This window comes from Armatimonas rosea (genome assembly GCF_014202505.1).
Taxonomy (GTDB): Bacteria; Armatimonadota; Armatimonadia; order Armatimonadales; family Armatimonadaceae; genus Armatimonas; species Armatimonas rosea.
In genome coordinates this window covers 697,502-716,897 of sequence record NZ_JACHGW010000001.1, presented here as the reverse complement: position 1 = coordinate 716,897, position 19,396 = coordinate 697,502, and the positions used below count along the sequence as shown (strand labels likewise).

The window sequence follows — 19,396 nt, the reverse complement described above, 5'->3', positions numbered from 1 at the left end:
CTCCTAACCTGCTGCCGGGGCTTTTAGTCCCCGGCCATGCTACTTGTCGATCGCCAGGCCCTTGACATCCTCATTGGCCTGCCCCATCGCCTCGGCGAGGCTGGGGTGGGAGTGGACGGTCTTCATCAGCTCCTCGACCGTGTTCTCCAGCTGGATGCTCACGACCGCCTCCATGATGAGGTCGGTGGCATGGGGGCCGATAATATGCACTCCCAGGATCTCACCGTACTTGGCCTCGGCGACCACCTTGACAAAGCCCTCGGTCTGGTTGATCGCCATGGCCTTGGCAAGGTTGCGGAAGGGGAAGGTCCCGGTCTTAACCTCGTAGCCCTGCTCTTTTGCCTGCGCCTCGGTGAGGCCAACAGCTGCCACCTCGGGCTCGGTGTAGATACAGCTTGGGATCGCCTTGTAGCTCATGGTCGCCGCATGGCCGCAGATATTCTCCGCCGCGACAAGCCCCTCCGCGGTGGCCGTGTGCGCCAGCCCGGAGCCGATCACATCCCCGATCGCGTAGATGCCCGGGACGCTGGTCTCCAGCTTGTTGTTGACCGCGATCGCCGCGCGGCCCTTGGGCGAGCCCAGCGCGATCCCCACGTTCTCTAGCCCGAGGCCGGTGGTAAAGGGCGTGCGGCCCGTGGCGATCAGCACCACATCGGCAGGCAGGCTCTTCTCCACGCCGTCTTCACCGGCAAAGAACACCTCTTTTTTGCCGTCTTTGTCCTCCACACGAGTGACCTTGACACCGGTCTGAATGGCCACCCCCTGCTTCTTGAGGCTCTTGGTCAGCTCCTTGGAGAGGTCCTCATCCAGGTTGGCGATGATGCGTGGTAGAAACTCCAGCACGGTCACTTTCGAGCCCAGGCCGGCGTAGACATAGGCAAACTCCACCCCAATGACACCGCCCCCGACAATGACAAGCTCACCCGGGACATCCTTGGCGCTGACGGCCTCGTTGCTGGTCCAGAGCGCACCGGTTGCCAGAGTCCCCGCGGCTTTCTTGGCCTTGACGGTCGCGTTGTCCACCCAGATATCGGCGCTGTCCACACCGGGAATCGGCACCTTGCTGGGAACAGAGCCCGTGGCGATGATGATATTGGCGGTCGTGATCTTCTCCACCGAGCCATCGGCCTTGGTCACCTCGACCGTGTTCTTGTCCAGGATCTTGCCGTAGCCGGCGACATGCTTGACCTTGACACTCTTGAGCAGGAACTCCACCCCTTTGTTGAGGCCGGTGACGATCTTATCCTTGCGGCCCATGACAGCCCCAAAGTCGTAGCCGACATTCTCCGCCGTGAGACCGAAGTCCTTGGCGTGCTTGAGGGTATGGAGCGCCGCGACCGAGCCAATCATGGTCTTGGTGGGGATGCAGCCCCAGTTCAGACAGGTGCCTCCCGGGTTATCCGCCTCGATGCAGACCACCCGCGCGCCCAGCTGCGCCGCACGCTTGGCCGCCGGATAGCCGCCCGGCCCCGCCCCGATCACAACAACATCCGCATCCTTCGACGGGTCAAAGTTCGCCTTCCCGCTCATTGCATTAACTTCCTTCCAGACAGACAAAAAGGCCGGAAACCCGGCCCCTGGTATTTTCCCAACTAGTGTACCTCACCTGTAACGCTGTCGTAACGTTGGTGCATATAATGCAACCTAACCAAGACACAACTAAGGAGAGAGTGATGTTGCTACCCATTGTGCCCACCCTACCTGCTCTGATCTACACGATCCCTCGTCTCGATGAGGACGCCGACCTAAAAAACATGCCCCTCACCAGCACCCATAAGGACACTCTAGCGGCACTCAAGAAAGCGGGCTACAAGCGCACTCGTGTGGAAGAAGACGATCTCGTTCTTGTCGGAAGCGCCACCACGGTAGACCTCCTCTCGCCCGATGGGAAAGAAAAAATCTCCCTAACCTTCTACACAGAAGACGATAGCACAGTGGAGCGCGAGACTCTGGTGCCAGAGGCTAAGGCGGCGGCGTATGCCCGCTACGGCCCTCTGCTCAAAGAGAAGTGCCCAAGTATCATACTCAGCTGCTACGAGTCCAATGGCAAGACCTACGCCAGCGTGCAGGTAGAGCTCTCTGAAGCAACGGCTAAGAACGTCGTGGACGCGCTCGCGGAGACGAAAAAAGCGCTCACTTTGATCGAGCAAAACCGTGGCGAGGCCCCCGTCTCCGCACCAAGCGATCCACTGGGCGCAACACTCAAAGAAAGTAGGCTGAGCAACACCGATATCGGCAAATTCTACAAGCTCAAGTACAACTTCAGCGACACAAAGCGCAGCCAGACAGCCTATATCCGAAAAGAGGTCTATACCTACAACAAACTGAAGGTGCAGGAACTCTACTCACTCTGCTACGACTCCCCAGAGCCCCCCCGTGCCGAGCAGCTCCTGAGTGTGTTTCAGAGACGGTTTACGATCGGGGGGCTGGTGCTAGAGGCTCCCAACGAGAACCAAAAAAACTGGCGCATTCGCTTTCGGGCCACACTTGCCACCCATGCACTGCCCGAGACCCTCAAGGAGTACCTGAACTTGGTGGCAGGCACCGCAGACAACCTGGAAAAAGAACTTAGCCCCGCCCAGGAGGACAAACTCTGATGCTGACACCCTTTCTTCCCGCCCTAGCTGCCTTAGCTTTATGTGTCGCGCCCCCGCAGGCCGACGATGCTACCAAAGCCCGCCTGAAGAGTGCCCTGGATGCCACGAGCCTCAGGTACGAGCTCAGTCAAAGCGGTCTGAGCTTCGCCCTGCTCTTTGACCATCCCAACAACCGCCAGCAAAAAATCTTTGTCACCATTGCCCCCGGCAAGCCCGGTGGCCTGGTTACCCACACGATCTACACGACTGTCTGGGTGAACAAAGATACCCCACCCGATGAAGCGACGATACGCAAAGTGTTCACGCAGTCCAAGAAGCTGGGGGAGTTCTATCTCTTTAAAGACACCAAGGGAGTCTGGGCGCTTCGCTTCGGGGTACACTTCGATGCCACAGGCCTGAAAGAGACTTCGGAGAAAGGCGACACGCTCTCCACCACGCTCAAAGACCTGATCTACTTTGTCAATGCCGTCGGTGAGGAGACCGATAAACTGCTCAACGGCGAGAAAGACATCAGGGGATAGAGCCATGCCTCCTCTCCCTCTCCCCGCCTTTATCTGGGCTCCCTCACAGACTCCGGAGGCGAAGCTAGCGACGCTCGCGCCCGAGATTCAAGCCGCCGCGGCCGAGCTCAAGCGCCTCGGCTACACGCTGAGCCAGGCAAGCGCACCGGCAAACACCCGTGGCGTGGTCGAGCTCAAGCACCCGGGCTCTCCCTACACACTCGTGGTGGTCTTTCAGCCAGCTCAGGTGAAGCTCCACCTAAATGTGCCCCTCAGCGATGCGCTCTACGACCAGAGTGAGACGCTCAAAAAACAGCTTGCGACGGCCTTTCCGGGGCTGGAGCAGCTCTATCTGGGCTCAAGCGATGGCAGGAATATCGCGAATTTGAGCTTCACCAGCACGGTGGCAACCCCACCCAAAGCCTGGTACCGCGAGACGCTCACCACGCTCCAGCGCGCTGCCGAGCAGCTGGTGGGAAAGCCCTCCCCCGAGCTCGACACGCTCGCTCTGGACGATGCCTTCAAAGCCAGTATCCAAGAGCACCTCAGAGTGCTGGCGGCGAATCGGTTTACCGTATCGAAGCTGGAGAAGAAAGACTCGTCGGCGCTCAACCCTCCCTACTTTGTGCAGCTCCTCGCAAAAGACACGCACAGTACGGAGAGCACAATCGCCTTCTTCTTCCAGGAAAAAGTCACTCTCTACTCGACCAGCGCCGAGTTTTTCCTCGCACAGCCACGTGAGCTTGCCGAGCGCGAGCTCAAGGCAACACTTCAGAGGCAGCTCCCCGAGACAAGAATCTCGTTTTTTGCTTCCTTAGATAAGCCAGGGACATCCACACTCAAGCTGGCGTATCCTATCTCGGCACAGGGGCGCTTGAGCCTCCTACAGCAGCTAGAGAGCCTCCACACCGCACGCCTCCTGGCCCAGAAAACTCCGGTGGTCTACTCCACAAAAGAGCAGGAGCTGCTGTCCAAACTCTCGTCCAACGCCTTCCAGAGATCGGTGATTGAACAGGTGAAGCGTGGGGGATGGCGCATCGACAATGCCTACGCCTTTACGCGGGAAAAAGACCCACCAGGTGTCTATCTTGCTGTCTCCCGTAGCGAGGCTCCCAAACCCAATGCAGCCCTTCCTCCCGTGAGTCTCAAGGTCCACCACAGCACGGTGGAGCTAGACGCCATCGGTTTTGTGCCCGCGAAGAACAGCCACGAGCGCCTCGCCTTCCAGGAACAGCTCCAGAAGACCTACCCCGCCTTCCGCGTCACGGTTCTCTCCTCAGCGCTCACCCCAGGCTACGATCGGATCGTCTTTGTGCTCCCCGAGCCCATGACCGCCCTCGATGTTCCTCACAAGCTCTGGGTCACACTCCAGCGCCTCCAGGAGGCAGTGGATAAGATTCACTAGACACGCCTGCTAGCTCTCTCAAGACGGCCCCACGACTATGTGCGGGCCGATTTTGTCTTTGCTTTCACTTTGAGAATGGTCTCCCCGATCTTGGCTACCTTGCCGTCCCAAGTCTCGTTGGCCATCGCCGCGCTTCGCTTCTTGCGGGAGTCCGGGCTATCGTCCTCCAGTGCCTTGACAATCCCCGCCTCAAAGTCGGCGTAGCTCTCCGCGACATAGCAGTGCTCCGGGTAGTTCTTCATCTCCGGGAGCGCGGTAGAGACAATGGGGAGCCCTGCACTTAAGTACTCACGGAGCTTAATGGGGTTCATGTTGCGTGTCAGCTCGTTGACTTTATGGGGAATCAGGGCAACATTAAAGCCCTTACAGTAGGCAGGCAGCTCATCGTGAGGCTTTCGTCCCAGAAAGTGAATGTTTGTAAACTTCTCTAGCCGTGAGACATCGACACAGACATTTCCAACAAGCACAATCGTCCACTCAGGGTGGTGCTCCGCAAGGTGAGCGATTAAGTCAAGGTCCAGCCAGTCTTCGACCAGGCCATAGAAGCCCAGGATCGGCCCCTTCAGCGACGACATATCGGCAGGTATCTTGGTTTCGTCTTGGAGAGCGGTTGCAAAGAGGCTGTACTTGACTCCATGCGATGCCAAGTTCGTCTCCGGGTTGAACTTCACCAGCTTCTCCACAAGTGGTCGTGAGGTTGCAAAGACCACATCCGCCTTTGTCGCAACTGTTCGCACCATCTCGTTGATTCGCTGGCCATCGACCGAGTTAAACTGCGACCACTCATCGGTGCAGTAGTAGACCACCAGCTCCTCTCCCAGAGTCCCGATATACTCCGCCGCCGTGGGCACAAAGGTCCAGAGCTGAAAGTGGGACATCTTGAGCTGCCGACGCAGGATTCCGAGGCTCAGTCGCAAGATCTGCTGATTGACTTTTACAGCCCAAGGTTTGTGATGGAAAGGCAGGACAAAGGGCGTAAAGAGCCACATCTTATCACCAACAGGCTTTGCCCCTTTGAGAAACCCACGCAGGTGACGAAAGATCTTCCCCAGATCGCGTTTATTGGTAAAACTGGGTGACCTTGTCGAGATTGAGTTTATCCATAGAACTTTGTTGTTTTTAGCCAGCTCACGCAGGACATGGTTACAGCTTGTCGGATCGGAGTTCCAGTCTTTAGCAAAACAAATGATATTTTCGTCAGTCATGTCGTTTCATTTTCAGGTGCAAGACGTTTCCCATAGATACGAACGACTCGTGCGGGAATCCCCACTGCAGTCGCTCCATCGGGGAGGTCCTGAAGGACTACCGCATTTGCTCCTATTTTTACGTCCGACCCAATCCGAACCGCCCCCAAGATCTTCGCGCCTGCTCCAATAAAGACATTGTCCCCTAAGACAGGGCTCTGGTTCTTCTCCGCGCCGATAGTCACCCCATGCTCAAGCACGAGGTTCTTTCCTGCACGGACACTGGAGTTGATCACGATCCCAAAGCTGTGCAGGATGATCAGACCGGGCCCCAGCTCCGCGCCTCGCCCAATGACAACATGGCCAACCGAGGCATTGAGTCGGTAGAGGAGAAAGGCCAGCGGTTTGAGATGGTGGGTCTGGCAAAAGCGCATGGCGCGGTAGAGAATCTGTGCCGTGCTTCCATCGCTCAGCCACATCCGCAGAAGGGACTTGGTGGTGCAAGGAAGCTCGTACCACTCCGCCTTGTGCTGCAGGTCCTTGACAATGGTTTGAAACATAGGTTCTCTCGGGGAGACTCCCTGTTCCCAGGTACCCTCATGCCCTTCTTTGTGCAAGGCCCCGCTCAGGGAAGCGCCTCACGGAGAATCTTGTGGTACGCCTGCCCGACATCTTCCCAGGAGAGGTACTCGACGGTCTGGCGGAGGGCGGCGGGGCTCCAGGTTCGCTCCAGCGCCTCGTGAAGTCCTTGCGCAAGGGCCTCGGGGTTCGCCACGGGCACGAGAATCCCATTGTCGGCGTGGAGCAGCTCGGGAATGCCGCCCACGTGCGAGGCGACCACGGGCCGCCCGGAGGCAAGGGCCTCCAGGATCACGTTGGGGCAGCCCTCGTTGCGACTGGGGAGGCAGAACACATCCCCGGCGCGCATCCAGAGTGGAATCTGGGCGTGCGGCTGGCGGCCACAGAAGCGCACCCGGCTCTCCAGTGCGAGCGCCTGGACACGTGCACGGAGGGACTCCTCTAGCTCCCCACTCCCCACCAGAAGCAAGTCCGCATCGGGGGAGCGCTTGGCAAGATGTGCCATCGCCTCTACCAGGATATCGGTTCCCTTGACCGGGAAGAAGTTCCCGATATAGACAATCAGCTTTCGGTCCAGGGGGAGCCCCAGCTCCGCCCGGGCCTGGTCGCGCTCTCCCAGGGCGAAGCGCTCGCCATTGACCCCGTTGTGCTGGACAGTCACCCGCTCCGGAGCGACTCCTAGCCCGACAACCCTATCTCGCAGTGCCTCACTCACGGCGATCACGTGCTGTGACTGCTGGAGAGCCCACTGAATTTGCTCCTTTAGCTCGGGGCGGGTGGCGAGGTCGTTGATATCGCTCCCCATGAGGTTGGTGACCACCGGACAGCCAAAGTCCTGCCCCAAGCGCACCGCCGCGTAGGCATCGGGGTAGACCCAGGCCGCGAGAATGATGTCAAAGGGAAACTCCCGCCGAATCTGCTTGAGGTGGGGAAGCAGCGAGGCATGCATTGCCTTTCCATTGAAGCGCACTCCAAATCCGGGCATGCCCCAGAACGAGGGATAGGACGCCGTCACCCCATTTGCCGTCTCTTGCGGGATGGTCAGGAGCTCTTGAGGGAGCTTGAGCCGGGTCCACCAAGGTCGCGGCGAGACCACGCGAACGTCGCAGAGGGCGGAGAGAGCCCCGAACACCTGCTGGTTGAAGACACCACGCGTGGGCTCGCGCTTCGAGGGGTAGAGATTGCTCAGCAAAAGCGCTTTCATGGTGGGCTAGCCCTTCGCCTTCCGTGCACTCAAGAGACGCTGGTAGAGCTGCGTGTACTCCTGGGTCATCTTGTCAAACGAGAACTCGGTCTGCACGCGCCGCTGCGCCGCTGCGCCCCATGCACGGCGCTGGTCGGGGTTCTGGACCAGTGTCCCGAGGGCCTGGGCGAGCGCGGCGCTATCTTTGACGGGAACCAGCCTGCCGTGCACTCCCTCGATCACCAGCTCTGGGATTCCCCCCACCGCTGTGGCGACTGTTGGGAGCCCATGGCTCATCGCCTCCAGGACGGAGAGAGGGAGCCCTTCGGTCAGCGACGGTAGCACGAAGAGATCGGAGGCGGCGAGGAGGTCGGGGACATCGGAGCGGAACCCCAGAAAGTGCACCTGCTCCGGCCCAAGGTCAAGCAGCGCCGCCTGCTGCTCCCGGTCCGCGCGCCGGGCACCATCGCCGGCGATGAGCAGCGTGAGCGCCTGGCCGGCGGCCTTGAGCTCTCCCAGCGCGGCGATCAGGGTCTCGTGGCCCTTGAAATCGTCGATACGCGCCACGATAATCCCCACCACGCGGTCGTCGGGGAGCCCCAGCTCTTCTCGCACTTGGGCGCGGGTTCGGGCGGGCGCGGCAAAGGTGACCCCGTTGTAGATTGTCTCAAGCTTGGTCCCTAGCACGCCACGGTCCATCAGGTCCGCCACGGCGTTGGAGACCGCCACGACCGAGTCGGTCTGGTCCCACTCCGCTTGGCTGGGGGTGCGCGAGCTTCCCAGGCCCTGCCCGTGGTTGGTCATCACCGTGGGCGCTTGGCAGGTGCGCTTCCCTAGGATGGCGTAGTGCAGGGAGGTCTGGTTGTGCGCGTGGATGATCTCCGGGCGGGTAGAGAGAAAGTAGGCCACGGCGCGGGGAACACGGAGCAGCTTGTGGGCGCCCCCAATGACGGTCACCGGGAGCCCGAGCTGCCGTGCCTCCGCCTCCAGTGGGCCGCCGTGGAGCGCGAAGACCGCGGCTTCGTGGCCTTGCTGGCGCTGCGCGGCGGCCAGCCGCACCACAAAGTGCTCCATCCCTCCTACTTGGAGGCTACTGACGATATGGACGACTCGCATGCTAGAGCTCCTGGAGCTTGACGGGGCGTTTCTCAAGGGCGGAGAGCTCGGCGGCAAAGACAGCGCGGTGGGTCTCAAAGGCGGTCTCAAAGTCCGTGTAGGGCATCGGCTGATTGTCTTGGAGCGCGTCGATAAAGGCCTGGAACTGAGGCGGATAGGGATGGTCGCTCACATCGCCGGAGTCCACGGTCGGCACCCCCAGCTTGGTCCAGAGGTCCTTGCTCATGCCAGGCCACTGGAGTGAGGTGAGCTTCTCATCGAGGATGCTGCCCTCACTGCCGACCAGGTGCTGGTGGAAGTAGTACGGCTGGAGGCAGTCGATACACGAGGTGACTTTGGCAAGCTGTCCACTGGCGAAGCGCAGGAGCAGCACCGAGGTAGTCGGGTACTCGTAGGCGGCGAACTTGGGATTCTTGGACTGGGTCTGGTAGCAGGTCACTTCCTCGATCTCGCCGGGCAGGTAGTGGCGCAGCAGGTCCAGCGCGTGGCAGCCGGCGGTGAGGAGGCTGGAGCCGCCAAACTCCTTCTTGATGTTCCAGGCATACTGGCCGTACCAAGGACCGATCCCGTGGTAGTAGTCCACCTCGGCGTAGTGCACCTCCCCGAGCAAGTCTTTATCGAGGGCGGCTCGGATCGCCTGTGCCTGGCGGCTGAAGCGCACCTCGAAGCAGACACAGGCCTGAACCCCGGCCTCGCGGATGGCATCGCGGACCGCCACCGTGCTGGCCCAGTCGATCCCGATGGGCTTCTCGATAATCAGGTGCTTGCCCGCCTTGGCCGCCGCGATCGCCTGCTCAGGGTGGAGCGGGTGGGGCGTGCAAATATCGATAATGTCGATGGAGTCGTCGGCCAGGAGATCCTCAAAGCGCGTCGTGGTTGTCAGTGGCGTGCCGTGCTGCGCGCTCAGCGCGGCGGCATCGAGCTCGCGGCGGGAGCAGACCGCGACAATATCGGCACCTGCAACCCCCTTAAACGCCTCGATATGCGCCCCCGCCACCCAGCCATAGCCCACCAAACCAATACGAAAGTTCTTCAAAGCCGTCTGCCCTCCGCTCCCGGTGCCGCTGTCGTGGCCAGTAGCGTAGGGGCCTTGCCAAATTTTGCCGTGTAGCTCTCGGTGAGCGCGGCTTTCAGTGTCTCTGCGATTGCGGGCTCGTGGAGGATCACCGCGGAGCCGCCCCAGCCGCCGCCCGTGAGCTTGGCACCGTAGACTCCCGGAAGCGCGGAGGCGGTCTCCACGAGCAGGTCCACCTCGGCGCAGGAGTTCTCAAAGTAACGCCGACACGACTCGTGCGACTGCTTCATGAGCCTCCCCACCTCGGCAAGGTCCCCTCGCTCCATCGCCTCGGCGGCCTTCTCGACCCGGATGTTCTCGTAGACAATGTGATGGGCGCGCTGCTTGAGGAGCGGGTCCAGCCCGATTCCCTTGCTCTCCAGGAGGGCCGGCGTCACCTCGCGTAGCTTGGCATCGCCGCGCCCAAGGAGCTGGCGCGCGGCCTGCATGCACTGCCCATGCCGCTCGGAGTACCCCCCGCCGGCGGCCAGCTCGTGCTTGACATTGGTGTTGGCCAGCAGGATTCCCGCCTTCTCCGCCGGAAGCGGGACAGCCCTCCAGGCGAAGCTGCGGCAGTCTAGAAAGAGCGCGTGGCCCGCTTGGCCGCACGCCGATGAGAACTGGTCCAGCAGGCCGACCGGCGCTCCCACAAACTTCCCGTTCTCTGCCCGGCGCGCCAGCTTGGCCAGCTCCATCGGGCTCTCGGCGAGCGGGTCGGGCCAGAGCGTGGTGAGCAGGCGCGCCGCCGCCACGAGGAGCGCAGCCGACGACGACAGCCCGGAGCCATCGGGCACCGACGAGGTCACGAAGGCGGCAAAGGTCCCGACCGGGGTGCCGGTTTTCTGGAGCTCATCGACAATCCCCTTGAGGTAGTTGGCCCAGCGGTCCTCGCCGGTGCTCTTCTCCATGGTTGCGGTCTCGAAGGTTGCCTCGGGGAAGCCCGCGGAGGTTGCTAGGTGGGTGCGGGGACGCTCACTCGGGGCTCCGGCGATCGCGGTGACATAGTCCACGGCCGCGGTGAGGACAAAGCCGTCGTTGTAGTCCGTGTGGTTGCCCAGGAGCTCGACACGCCCTGGGGCGACCCCCACGGCGGTGGGGGCCACTCCGTAGTGGGCGAGAAAGGCAGCACAAGTGGCCTCGATCACCTGCTCACGCGTCATAGGGAAAGCCCCCACGCACGATCTCCGCGATCGCATCACGGTCCAGCGACGGCAACCGCGGCCCTAGGTGCGCCACGATCTTCCCGGCGGCCCATGCGGCGATCCGGCCGGTCACGGGAAGCGGCAGGTCCTGAGAGAGCCCGTAGAGGATGCCCGCGGCGTACATATCGCCCGCTCCGGTCGTGTCGATCGCCTGCACCGGGTAGATCGGAATCTCATGGAGCTCGTCGCCCTGGACCAGGACCGAGCCCTCTTTATCCAGCGTCACGACCGCGAGACCGCCACAGAGCGCGGCGAGCTTCTGCGCCGCCACCCGGGCATCGTCTTCGTCCACCATCATCCTCGCCTCCTCGCGGTTGGCAAAGACCACATCCACATACTCGACCAGGAGCCGCTCAAAGTCCGCCTTGTGCCGTCCCACACAGAACGGGTCCGAGAGCGAGAGCGCGACCTTGGTCCCAGTCTGGCGTGCCTCCCGCATGGCAAACTCCACCGCCTCTTTCTGCGTGTCCGTGTCCCAGAGGTAGCCCGTCACGTAGAGGTACTTGCTGAGGACCAGATCCCCGATATTGATGTCCTCGGGGTGCAGCTCACGGGAGACTCCCAGAAAAGTCCCCATGGTCCGCTGGGCATCGGGGGTGATCAGCACCAGGCAGAGCCCGGTCTCGCCCGCCAGGGCCTCCCCGAGGTTGGGCTTGACCCCAAACTCCTCCAGGCTCGCCTTGTACATGGGTCCGTGCTCATCCCGCCCGACCCGGCTGGTGAAGCTCGTGGAGCCGCCCATCTGCGCGATCCCAATCATCGTGTTGGCCCCGGAGCCGCCGGCCTGTGTGTTGACAATATGGGTGTAGACCGCAGGAACCAGAGCGCGCTGCTCCTCGGCTGAGACCAGCCGCATGGTCCCTTTCTCAATTCCCAGCGTCTCTAGAGTTGTGTCCGGGATCTCGGCTTGAAGATCAAATAGGGCGTTACACATCCCAAACACATCAAATCGCTTTTGCATTTCGCGCTATTGTAACACAGGGGCAACTAGCAGGCGGTACAGTCAGGTAGGATAGAAAGGCTTTTAATAGTTTTTTCATTCGTGCAAGTCACGATGTATTCAGGAATAATGTGTTCCACAAGTGAGGTGACCCCAGAGTGTTACGGAGGCTGATTTCCATTATTGTTGCCCTTGGCGTGTTGGGCGGAGGCGGCTACTTTCTCAACAAGCGCCTTTCGGGCGCGAGTGCCGCGGCACTAAAGACCCAGTACAAGATCGGCACGATCGAGACCGGGACTGTCAAGAAGACCGTCTCCTCGAGTGGGATCCTGCAGGCCTGGAAGGTGGTCGATATCAAGGCCCGTGCCGGAGGAGAGCTGACCTATCTTGGGGTAGATATCGGTAGCAAGGTAACCCCGGGGCAGCTTCTGGCGCGTATCGACCCTCTCGACACCCAGCTCCAGGTCAACCAAGCCCGCGCCGATGAGCGCTCCGCTCTTGCGCGGCGTGACCAGAGCCAGAAGACCTGGCAGCTCCAGGTGGCTCAGAGCCAGATCGCGATTCGGGATGCCGAGGTCAGCGTGCGCTCTGCGGAGGCAACTCTTAGCTCCTCGCAGGCGAACTTGTCGGCGGCGAAGGCCCGCTTGCTGACATCGCGCCAGCAGGCCGAGACCCAGCCCGCCCTCACCAACTCCGCAATCGCCAATGCCAAGGCCAGCTACGACCAGGCCAAGGTCCTGCGCGAGCAGCTCAACGCCACCAACCAGCAGCAGCGCGCCGCCGCCGCCGCCGCCTACAAGCAGGCAGTCGCCAACCGGGAGAACGCCAGCCTCCAGCTCAACCGCCAGAAGGCACTTGTGGAGAAGGGCTTCGTCGCCCAGCAGGCGGTCGATAGCGCCCAGGCCAACCTCGAGGTCGCGGAGGCTACCCTGACCTCTGCCAAGACCAAGCTCGACACGGTTGATAGTGAGCTCCGTGGCTCGCTGGAGTCGGCCGATGCCCGTGTGGCCCAGACCAAGGCCGCCCTGGAGCAGGCACAGGCCGGGCTCGCCGATATCACCAACCGCAAGAACTCCGTGCTGGAGGCCGAGGCATCGGTCAAGCAGAACGAGGCCGCGGTCAAGCAGAGCGAGGCCGCACTCGCCCGTGCCAAGGTTGCTCTGGAGCAGGCCCGCACCAATGTGGGCAACAACGAGGTTCGGCACTACGATATCGACACCAACAACTCGTCGATCGTGCGCGCCGCCGCCTCCCGCACCAACGCCGAGACCACGCTCCAGCGCACCGAGATCCGCGCCCCCATGGGGGGTGTCGTCCTCTCCAAGACTGTCGAGCAGGGCACGATTATCGCCTCGGCCCTGGGAATTAGCTCCGCGGGTGCGAGCATGATGACGGTTGGGGATACCAGCCGGATGTATGTCGATGTGACGGTCGATGAGACCGATGTGGCCAATGTCGATCTGGGCCAGAAGGTGGATGTCTCGGTCGAGGCCTACCCCGGTGTCCCGTTTGAGGGTAAGGTCATCCGTGTCGATCCGCAGGCCGTGGTTCTCCAGAATGTCACCAGTGTCCATGTCCGGGTCGAGGTAGACAACTCCACCCCGACCTTCCAGCTCCTGAAGCCGGGGATGAACACGACCTGTGAGTTTGTGGTCAAAGAGGTCAGCGATGTCCTGGTGGTTCCCAATGAGGCGCTCAAGGACGACAACGATGGCTCGAAGTATGTGGAGAAGGCCACCGGCGGCAAGCCTGCGCCCCCCGATGCCACCACGGGCGTCCCTGCAGAAGAGGGCACCAAGGTCGATGTGAAGATCGAGAAGATCAAGGTAGAGATCGGCACGGTCGGCAACGACAACACCGAGATCAAGTCGGGCGCGGAGGCAGGCATGCCGGTGGTCACCCAGACCATCGAGCCCGAGCCGCCCAAGGCAGCCGGGGGCTCGCCCTTTGGCAACAACAACCGCGGCTTCGGTGGCGGAGGAGGCCGACGGTAATGGCAACGGCAAGCTCCCCTGCACCTGTGGTTGAGCAAGGCTCTAGCGGCCTTGGACGAACCAGCGCCTTTCTGGTGAGCCTGCAGATGGCTTGGACGGGTCTGGGGGCTAACAAGCTCCGCTCGTTCTTGACCATGCTGGGGGTTATTATCGGGGTGGGCGCGGTGATTGTCGCCATCTCTATCGGCGAGGGCAGTAAGGCCGCGGTCGAGGAGAGCATCCAGAAGCTGGGGAGCAATGTCCTGACCATCCTACCGGGCCAGCAGCGCGCCGGTGGTGTCAGCATGGGCTTTGGCACCCAGAGCAAGATGAAGGTCTCCGATGTCGAGCTGCTCAAGCGCTCCTGTCCGTCGGTGGGTGAGGCCTATCCCTCGGTCAATAAGACAGCCCAGATCAAGGCGACCAACAAGAACACCAACACGACCGTCAATGGCAACGGCCCTCCCTACCCCGTGGTCAGCAACCACCCGGTGCAGTACGGTCGGTACTTCAACGCCGACGAGGTCCGCTCCCAGAAGCGTGTGGCGGCCCTGGGCTCGACCACGGCCAAGGACCTCTTTGGGAGCGCCAGTGCGGCCCTCAACAAGACCATCCGCATCAATAGCCAGAGCTTTCTGGTGATCGGGGTCCTAAAAGAGAAGGGTGGCATGGGCTTCCGCAACCCCGACGATGCAGTCTATGTTCCGGTCACCACCGCGATGCGCCGCCTGTTTGGCATCGAAAATGTCAATAGCATCACGGTCCAAGCGCGCTCCTTTGGCCTCATGAGCCGCGCCCAGGGCGAGGTCGAGAAGGTGATGCAGAAGCGCCTGGGAACCAGCTCCACGGGCAACAACTTCATTATCTTCAACCAGGCCGATATCGCCGCCACCCAGAACGAGCAGCAGGACACCTTTGGGAACCTCATCAAGTACCTGGCGATTGTCTCCCTCGTGGTGGGGGGAATCGGGATCATGAACATCATGCTGGTCTCGGTCACCGAGCGCACCCGCGAGATCGGGATCCGTAAGGCGATTGGGGCACGGCGGCTCGATATCCTGACCCAGTTTCTCCTAGAGGCGCTCTTCCTCTCCCTGGTGGGGGGGCTGATCGGGGTGGCGATGGGCATGCTGGGCAGCAACGCGGTGGCACAGGCCAACGGCTGGCGCGTCCAGGTCTCGTCGTCGTCGGTCGTTCTCGCCTTTGGTTTCTCAGCCGTTGTCGGCGTATTCTTTGGTTTCTATCCGGCGCTGAAGGCGTCGAATCTCTCGCCCATCGAGGCGCTTCGTTATGAATAATTCTCTTGAAAGGTTTCTTAAAATGAAAAAACTAGCTCTGCCGCTGGCGGCGGCGTTGTTACTGACGATCTCGGGTGCGGTTCGTGCTCAGGGAGGGCCTCCTGGCGGTGGCGGTGGCTTCCAGATGTCCCCGGAGATGCAGGCCATGTTCAAGAAGTTCCAGGAGTGGCGCGACAAGAACAAGAACCTGGCAAGTGTCAACCGGACGATCGGCGCGATTGCGGAGTTCGAGAAGGACAAGACCACGGCACTCACCAAGGACCAGGCCAAGAAGATCCTGGCCGTGCTTGGCCCCTGGAAGAGCAAGCCCATCATGACCGATGCCAACGCCAAGGACATGCTCAAGCAGGTTGGCGCGACCTTCACCCCGGCCCAGGCCAAGAAGCTTGCCCAGGTGATGAGTGAGCAGCGTGGCGGCTGGGGCGGCGGCGGCGGCGGTATGCGTGGTGGTGGTGGCGCTCCCGGTGGCGGTGGTGGCCGTCCTGGTGGCGGCGGCGCTCCCGGCGGTGGCGGTGGTCGTCCTGGCGGCGGCATGCAGATGGACCCCGCGGCCATGAAGAAGCGCTTCGACACGATGATGAAGGGCTACAACCCCCTCAACTTCAGCACGATCCCGGACTCCCCGATGAAAGAGCGCTCCATCAAGCCCGTCAAGGACGCCCTGGCCGCTCTGGACAAGAAAGCCAAGTAGTCTCTCTGGCCTCGTGGCCCCCTGCACCTCGTGGCCCCCTGCACCTCGGGTGCGGGGGGCTTTTCTTTTTCGGGCAAAGTTGACAAAGTTGATTTTTTAACTTAGAATAACCCCGTCAAAACCTACTATACCCACTGAGATAATCAACATGAACCGACGAGCCCTCTTCCCCAGCCTCCTTCTTGCCAGCCTCCCCTTGCTCGTCGGCTGTCCCTCCGCACCCAAGACCGTGGGACCTCCGCAGGTTCGGGTTGCGTTCTTCCCCAATGTCACCCATGCCGCGGCGCTCTATGCATCGCAGAAGGGGCTCTTTGCCAGCCGTGTGGGCAGTGCCGGTCGGGTCGAGGAGCGGGTCTTTAAGGCCGGCCCGGAGGAGATCGAGGCGCTCTTCGCCGGCGAGGTGGACTTGGGCTACATCGGCCCTGGCCCAGCGGTCACGGGCTATCTCAAGTCCAAGGGTGCCGCGCTTCAGATCATCGCCGGGGCATCGTCGGGCGGGGCGGCGCTAGTGGTGCGAAAAGATGCCGCCATCACAAGTCTAAAAGAGCTCGCCGGGAAGCGCGTGGCGGTCCCCCAAAAAGGCGGCACCCAGGATATCTCGCTCCGCCATGCGCTCCAGACAGCCGGGCTCGCGGCCAAGGACAAGGGCGGGTCTGTGGATGTGGTGCAGTTTGCGCCAGCCGATGTGCTTAGCCTCTTTCAGCGAGGAGAGCTCGATGCCGCCTGGCTCCCCGAGCCCTGGGTCGCGCGGCTGGAGAGTGAGCTGGGCGCAAAGGTTGTCCTTGATGAGAAGTCCCTCTGGCCGGGGGGACGGTTCTCCACCGCGGTGGTGATCGTGCGCTCGGAGTTTCTGAAAGCCCACCCCGAGCTGGTGGAGAAGCTCCTCGCGGCGCACCAAGACGCGGTCAAGGCGATCCAGGCTCAGCCCGATGCGGCACGTGAGGCGATTGGAGCCAAGCTCAAGGCCCTGACCGGCAAGGCGCTCCCCGACCCGCTCCTCAAGACCGCTCTCTCCCGCACCGAGATCACCGCCGACCCGCTCAAAGAGAGCATCCTGACCTTCGCCGACTGGTCCAAGGACCTCGGCTACCTGCGTGAGGGCCGCGAGGCGCTCACCGGGTTGGTGAAAGAGTAGGCCCATGGAGAGCAAGCCCACCAAGCCCGAGCCGCCCCTTCCGCTCCCAGAGATCGAGGCGGCGATCCGTAGCATCCGCCACGGGGTCGTCCAGATCATCATCCAAGATGGTGTTGTTGTCCAGATCGACAAGACCGAGAAGCAGCGCCTGCGCTGAACCCTCACTTTTTTCGCGTGCTGACCCGTCCACGGGAGGCCACCAAGCTACCTAAGGAAATAAAAACTATGAAAACAGCCCGCAGCACCCCTCAGACGGCCTTCACGCTCATCGAGCTGCTCGTCGTGATCGCCATTATCGCCATTCTGGCCGCCATTCTCTTCCCTGTCTTCGCGCAAGCCCGGGAGAAGGCGCGCCAGACCTCCTGCCTCTCCAACACCAAGCAGCTGGGAACAGCCTTGATGATGTATCTCCAGGACTACGACGAGACCTTCTACCCGCATGTCACCGAGCGCACGGCACCCGCCGGAACCCCGGACACGGCGGTGGGGCGTGCACCCTTCACCTACACGATCAAGCTGGAGCCCTACTCCAAGAACCGCCAGATCTTCAAGTGCCCGTCGGCGCCCGCCTGGCCCACCCCGGCGGCGGGGGCTTGGTACACCGTGGACTACGGCAACAACCACAACGAGGCCAATCTTCCGGCGGCTAAGAACCAGGCTTGGTATATCGCCAACCCCGATTTTGGCTTCAACGAGACCACCAGCCTGGCGAGCCTGGAGCGCCCCGCGGAGTTTATCGCGATTGCCGAGGCCGCCCGTGCCAGTGGGATCGCCTCACGCGGCGGGCTCTACCCCCAGCCCTGGGCCTTCGATGACAGCGCCCTCCCCGATGGGTCGCAGCAGGCGCGGTTCAAGGCGCGGCACGCGGGTGGTGGCAATATTGCCTTCGCCGATGGTCACGCAAAGTGGCTCCGCCCGGAGCAGACCTGGAAGTCCTACACCAATAACTTCTGGCGAAGGAACCCCACCCCTTAGATGCGACTCGCCCGGCTTGGCTTCTACGCACTGCTGGCACTGGCTTGGTGGGGTGCTGCGGCGCTCCACCTCTGGCCGCCGTACCTGCTCCCCTCGCCGGGTGAGGTGGGAACCTTTCTGCTTAGTGCGCTCAAAGACGGCTCCCTGGTCTCGGCGCTGCTGACCTCGCTGGGCCGGGCGGGGCTCGGCTATGCCATCTCTCTCGTGCTGGGCACCGCGCTGGGGCTCCTGCTGGCGCGCTCCAAGCTGGCCGATGCCACCCTGGGCTCGGCGGTGACCGGCCTCCAGAGCCTGCCGTCGATCTGCTGGTTTCCCTTGGCCCTGCTCTGGTTTGGGCTCACCGAGAAGTCCGTTCTCTTCGTGGTGGTGATGGGAGCGCTCTTTGCCATCACGCTCGCCGTTCGCTCGGGCGTGCGGGGGCTCCCTCCGCTCTGGCTCAAGGCGGCGCAGATGCTCGGGGCGACCGGGGTCACGCTCTGGAGTCGGGTCTTGCTACCCGCGATCCTCCCGGCTTTTCTAAGCGGGATGCGGCAGGGCTGGGCCTTTGCCTGGCGCTCGCTCATGGCCGCGGAGCTGCTCTCCCAGTCGCTCAAGATCGGGGTCGGGCATCTGCTGAGCACGGGCCGTGATCTGAACGACATGCCAATGGTGCTGGGAATGGTGGGGATTATCTTGCTCCTTGGGGTCGCGGTGGACTTTGTGGTCTTCGTGCCGCTGGAGCGCCTGATCGCACGGCGCTGGGGGGTGGAGGGCGCATGATCGAAGCAAGAACCCTGACACGGACATTCCCCGGCGGCACGGTCGCGCTGGAGGGGATCGAGCTGCGCATCCCCGAGGGCCAGTTTGTCTCGCTCGTGGGGCCGTCGGGCTGTGGAAAGTCCACCCTCCTCTCGCTCCTCGCCGGGCTCGATACCCCGAGTAGTGGCTCGGTGGTCGGGGTTGAGCGGGCGGGGGTTGTCTTTCAGGAGGCGGCGCTCTACCCGTGGAAGACTGTGCTCCAGAATGTCATGTTTGGATTGGAGCTAAGTGGGCTCCCCAAGGCCGAGTGCCAAGCCAAGTCTGAGGCGGCGCTACGGACCGTCCACCTAGCGCGATTTGCAAAGGCCTATCCCCATGAGCTCTCAGGAGGGATGCGCCAGCGCGCCGCGATCGCCCGTGCGCTGGTGCTGGAGCCCAACGCCCTCTTCCTCGACGAGCCTTTTGGGGCGCTCGATGCCCAGACCCGCTCGCTGCTCCAGACCGAGCTCCTCACCCTCTGGGAGCGCACCCAGCTCAGTGTGGTCTTTGTGACCCATAGCCTGGAGGAGGCGATCGCACTCTCGGACCGGGTGATCTTGATGGCATCGCGCCCCGGCCGCATTATCGCCGATGTGCTGATCGATGCCCCCCGCCCCCGTGAGCTGCGCCGCGACCTCACCCTCGGTGCCATCCACGACCGGCTCCTCGCCCAGCTCTCCGCGGAGGTGACCCGTGTCGCCGCCGAGGAGTACGACTCCGGCTGGGCGCTCCCTCCGCCTCGGGTGCGCGAAGGAGAAGAGGCGGGCTCGGGGATTTAGAGCGCGCC

The 19,396-nt window shown here is 62.3% G+C and carries 19 protein-coding genes; 11 read left to right on the top strand and 8 right to left on the bottom strand.

Going from position 1 to position 19,396, the window contains the following annotated elements; translation table 11 throughout:
• Positions 1 to 39 precede the first annotated feature (39 nt).
• Positions 40 to 1,530 carry a dihydrolipoyl dehydrogenase gene (lpdA, locus tag HNQ39_RS03180; protein ID WP_184192504.1) on the bottom strand — a complete coding sequence of 497 codons (1,491 nt, stop codon included), beginning with the start codon at positions 1,528 to 1,530 and terminating at the stop codon, positions 40 to 42.
• A gap of 143 nt (positions 1,531 to 1,673) precedes the next feature.
• Here lpdA and HNQ39_RS03175 point away from each other — a divergent pair, with 143 nt between their 5' ends.
• Genes HNQ39_RS03175 through HNQ39_RS03165 form a run of 3 tightly spaced genes read left to right on the top strand, consistent with a single transcriptional unit; the run spans position 1,674 to position 4,502 of the window.
• The gene (locus tag HNQ39_RS03175; RefSeq protein ID WP_184192503.1) at positions 1,674 to 2,597 is read left to right on the top strand and encodes a hypothetical protein; all 924 of its coding nucleotides are present in this window, start codon (positions 1,674 to 1,676) and stop codon (positions 2,595 to 2,597) included.
• Positions 2,597 to 3,118 carry a hypothetical protein gene (locus HNQ39_RS03170; RefSeq protein WP_184192502.1) on the top strand — a complete coding sequence of 174 codons (522 nt, stop codon included), beginning with the start codon at positions 2,597 to 2,599 and terminating at the stop codon, positions 3,116 to 3,118. Before HNQ39_RS03175 ends, HNQ39_RS03170 begins: the two co-directional genes overlap by 1 nt.
• A gap of 4 nt (positions 3,119 to 3,122) precedes the next feature.
• Positions 3,123 to 4,502, top strand: a complete 1,380-nt coding sequence (locus HNQ39_RS03165; protein WP_184192501.1) for a hypothetical protein — start codon at positions 3,123 to 3,125, stop codon at positions 4,500 to 4,502.
• Between the two features lie 35 nt (positions 4,503 to 4,537).
• Here HNQ39_RS03165 and HNQ39_RS03160 read toward each other — a convergent pair whose 3' ends face one another.
• From HNQ39_RS03160 to HNQ39_RS03130, 7 genes are all read right to left on the bottom strand, one after another.
• The gene (locus HNQ39_RS03160) at positions 4,538 to 5,707 is read right to left on the bottom strand and encodes a glycosyltransferase (RefSeq protein ID WP_184192500.1); all 1,170 of its coding nucleotides are present in this window, start codon (positions 5,705 to 5,707) and stop codon (positions 4,538 to 4,540) included.
• The gene (locus HNQ39_RS03155) at positions 5,704 to 6,246 is read right to left on the bottom strand and encodes a serine O-acetyltransferase (protein ID WP_184192499.1); all 543 of its coding nucleotides are present in this window, start codon (positions 6,244 to 6,246) and stop codon (positions 5,704 to 5,706) included. The genes HNQ39_RS03160 and HNQ39_RS03155 overlap by 4 nt, the downstream gene beginning before the upstream one ends.
• A 65-nt stretch (positions 6,247 to 6,311) precedes the next feature.
• Entirely contained in the window at positions 6,312 to 7,469 is a 1,158-nt protein-coding gene (locus HNQ39_RS03150; RefSeq protein ID WP_184192498.1) for a glycosyltransferase family 4 protein, read from the bottom strand.
• A gap of 6 nt (positions 7,470 to 7,475) precedes the next feature.
• A complete protein-coding gene (locus tag HNQ39_RS03145) occupies positions 7,476 to 8,564 on the bottom strand; it encodes a glycosyltransferase (RefSeq protein ID WP_184192497.1) in 1,089 nt (362 codons plus the stop codon).
• Between the two features lies 1 nt (position 8,565).
• Positions 8,566 to 9,600, bottom strand: coding sequence for a Gfo/Idh/MocA family protein (locus HNQ39_RS03140; protein WP_184192496.1), 1,035 nt, complete (start codon positions 9,598 to 9,600; stop codon positions 8,566 to 8,568).
• Positions 9,597 to 10,778, bottom strand: a complete 1,182-nt coding sequence (gene galK / locus HNQ39_RS03135; protein WP_184192495.1) for a galactokinase — start codon at positions 10,776 to 10,778, stop codon at positions 9,597 to 9,599. Before galK ends, HNQ39_RS03140 begins: the two co-directional genes overlap by 4 nt.
• On the bottom strand, positions 10,768 to 11,781 hold the full coding sequence (locus HNQ39_RS03130) for an adenosine kinase (RefSeq protein WP_184192494.1): 1,014 nt from the start codon (positions 11,779 to 11,781) through the stop codon (positions 10,768 to 10,770). The genes galK and HNQ39_RS03130 overlap by 11 nt, the downstream gene beginning before the upstream one ends.
• Before the next feature lie 176 nt (positions 11,782 to 11,957).
• Here HNQ39_RS03130 and HNQ39_RS03125 point away from each other — a divergent pair, with 176 nt between their 5' ends.
• The 8 genes from HNQ39_RS03125 (at position 11,958) to HNQ39_RS03090 (ending at position 19,388) form a co-directional block, all read left to right on the top strand.
• Positions 11,958 to 13,754 carry an efflux RND transporter periplasmic adaptor subunit gene (locus HNQ39_RS03125; RefSeq protein ID WP_184192493.1) on the top strand — a complete coding sequence of 599 codons (1,797 nt, stop codon included), beginning with the start codon at positions 11,958 to 11,960 and terminating at the stop codon, positions 13,752 to 13,754.
• On the top strand, positions 13,754 to 15,031 hold the full coding sequence (locus tag HNQ39_RS03120) for an ABC transporter permease (RefSeq protein ID WP_184192492.1): 1,278 nt from the start codon (positions 13,754 to 13,756) through the stop codon (positions 15,029 to 15,031). Before HNQ39_RS03125 ends, HNQ39_RS03120 begins: the two co-directional genes overlap by 1 nt.
• Before the next feature lie 22 nt (positions 15,032 to 15,053).
• Positions 15,054 to 15,722, top strand: coding sequence for a hypothetical protein (locus tag HNQ39_RS03115; protein WP_184192491.1), 669 nt, complete (start codon positions 15,054 to 15,056; stop codon positions 15,720 to 15,722).
• Positions 15,723 to 15,870: 148 nt separating this feature from the next.
• Entirely contained in the window at positions 15,871 to 16,857 is a 987-nt protein-coding gene (locus HNQ39_RS03110) for an ABC transporter substrate-binding protein (protein WP_184192490.1), read from the top strand.
• 4 nt (positions 16,858 to 16,861) lie between these two features.
• Complete coding sequence (locus HNQ39_RS03105; protein WP_184192489.1) at positions 16,862 to 17,014, top strand: YezD family protein; 153 nt, start codon at positions 16,862 to 16,864, stop codon at positions 17,012 to 17,014.
• Between the two features lie 68 nt (positions 17,015 to 17,082).
• Positions 17,083 to 17,832, top strand: a complete 750-nt coding sequence (locus HNQ39_RS03100) for a prepilin-type N-terminal cleavage/methylation domain-containing protein (protein ID WP_184192488.1) — start codon at positions 17,083 to 17,085, stop codon at positions 17,830 to 17,832.
• Positions 17,833 to 18,591 (top strand): ABC transporter permease, encoded by a 759-nt coding sequence (locus HNQ39_RS03095; RefSeq protein WP_184192487.1) that lies wholly within the window; start codon positions 17,833 to 17,835, stop codon positions 18,589 to 18,591.
• Positions 18,588 to 19,388 (top strand): ABC transporter ATP-binding protein, encoded by an 801-nt coding sequence (locus HNQ39_RS03090; RefSeq protein WP_184192486.1) that lies wholly within the window; start codon positions 18,588 to 18,590, stop codon positions 19,386 to 19,388. Before HNQ39_RS03095 ends, HNQ39_RS03090 begins: the two co-directional genes overlap by 4 nt.
• Positions 19,389 to 19,396: the final 8 nt, after the last annotated feature.

Coding starts and splice junctions, on each gene's coding strand:
- lpdA (WP_184192504.1), bottom strand. CDS start 1,530: ATGAGCGGGAAGGCGAACTTTGACCCGTCGAAGGATGCGGATGTTGTT.
- HNQ39_RS03175 (WP_184192503.1), top strand. CDS start 1,674: ATGTTGCTACCCATTGTGCCCACCCTACCTGCTCTGATCTACACGATC.
- HNQ39_RS03170 (WP_184192502.1), top strand. CDS start 2,597: ATGCTGACACCCTTTCTTCCCGCCCTAGCTGCCTTAGCTTTATGTGTC.
- HNQ39_RS03165 (WP_184192501.1), top strand. CDS start 3,123: ATGCCTCCTCTCCCTCTCCCCGCCTTTATCTGGGCTCCCTCACAGACT.
- HNQ39_RS03160 (WP_184192500.1), bottom strand. CDS start 5,707: ATGACTGACGAAAATATCATTTGTTTTGCTAAAGACTGGAACTCCGAT.
- HNQ39_RS03155 (WP_184192499.1), bottom strand. CDS start 6,246: ATGTTTCAAACCATTGTCAAGGACCTGCAGCACAAGGCGGAGTGGTAC.
- HNQ39_RS03150 (WP_184192498.1), bottom strand. CDS start 7,469: ATGAAAGCGCTTTTGCTGAGCAATCTCTACCCCTCGAAGCGCGAGCCC.
- HNQ39_RS03145 (WP_184192497.1), bottom strand. CDS start 8,564: ATGCGAGTCGTCCATATCGTCAGTAGCCTCCAAGTAGGAGGGATGGAG.
- galK (WP_184192495.1), bottom strand. CDS start 10,778: ATGACGCGTGAGCAGGTGATCGAGGCCACTTGTGCTGCCTTTCTCGCC.
- HNQ39_RS03130 (WP_184192494.1), bottom strand. CDS start 11,781: ATGCAAAAGCGATTTGATGTGTTTGGGATGTGTAACGCCCTATTTGAT.
- HNQ39_RS03120 (WP_184192492.1), top strand. CDS start 13,754: ATGGCAACGGCAAGCTCCCCTGCACCTGTGGTTGAGCAAGGCTCTAGC.
- HNQ39_RS03115 (WP_184192491.1), top strand. CDS start 15,054: ATGAAAAAACTAGCTCTGCCGCTGGCGGCGGCGTTGTTACTGACGATC.
- HNQ39_RS03110 (WP_184192490.1), top strand. CDS start 15,871: ATGAACCGACGAGCCCTCTTCCCCAGCCTCCTTCTTGCCAGCCTCCCC.
- HNQ39_RS03105 (WP_184192489.1), top strand. CDS start 16,862: ATGGAGAGCAAGCCCACCAAGCCCGAGCCGCCCCTTCCGCTCCCAGAG.
- HNQ39_RS03100 (WP_184192488.1), top strand. CDS start 17,083: ATGAAAACAGCCCGCAGCACCCCTCAGACGGCCTTCACGCTCATCGAG.
- HNQ39_RS03095 (WP_184192487.1), top strand. CDS start 17,833: ATGCGACTCGCCCGGCTTGGCTTCTACGCACTGCTGGCACTGGCTTGG.
- HNQ39_RS03090 (WP_184192486.1), top strand. CDS start 18,588: ATGATCGAAGCAAGAACCCTGACACGGACATTCCCCGGCGGCACGGTC.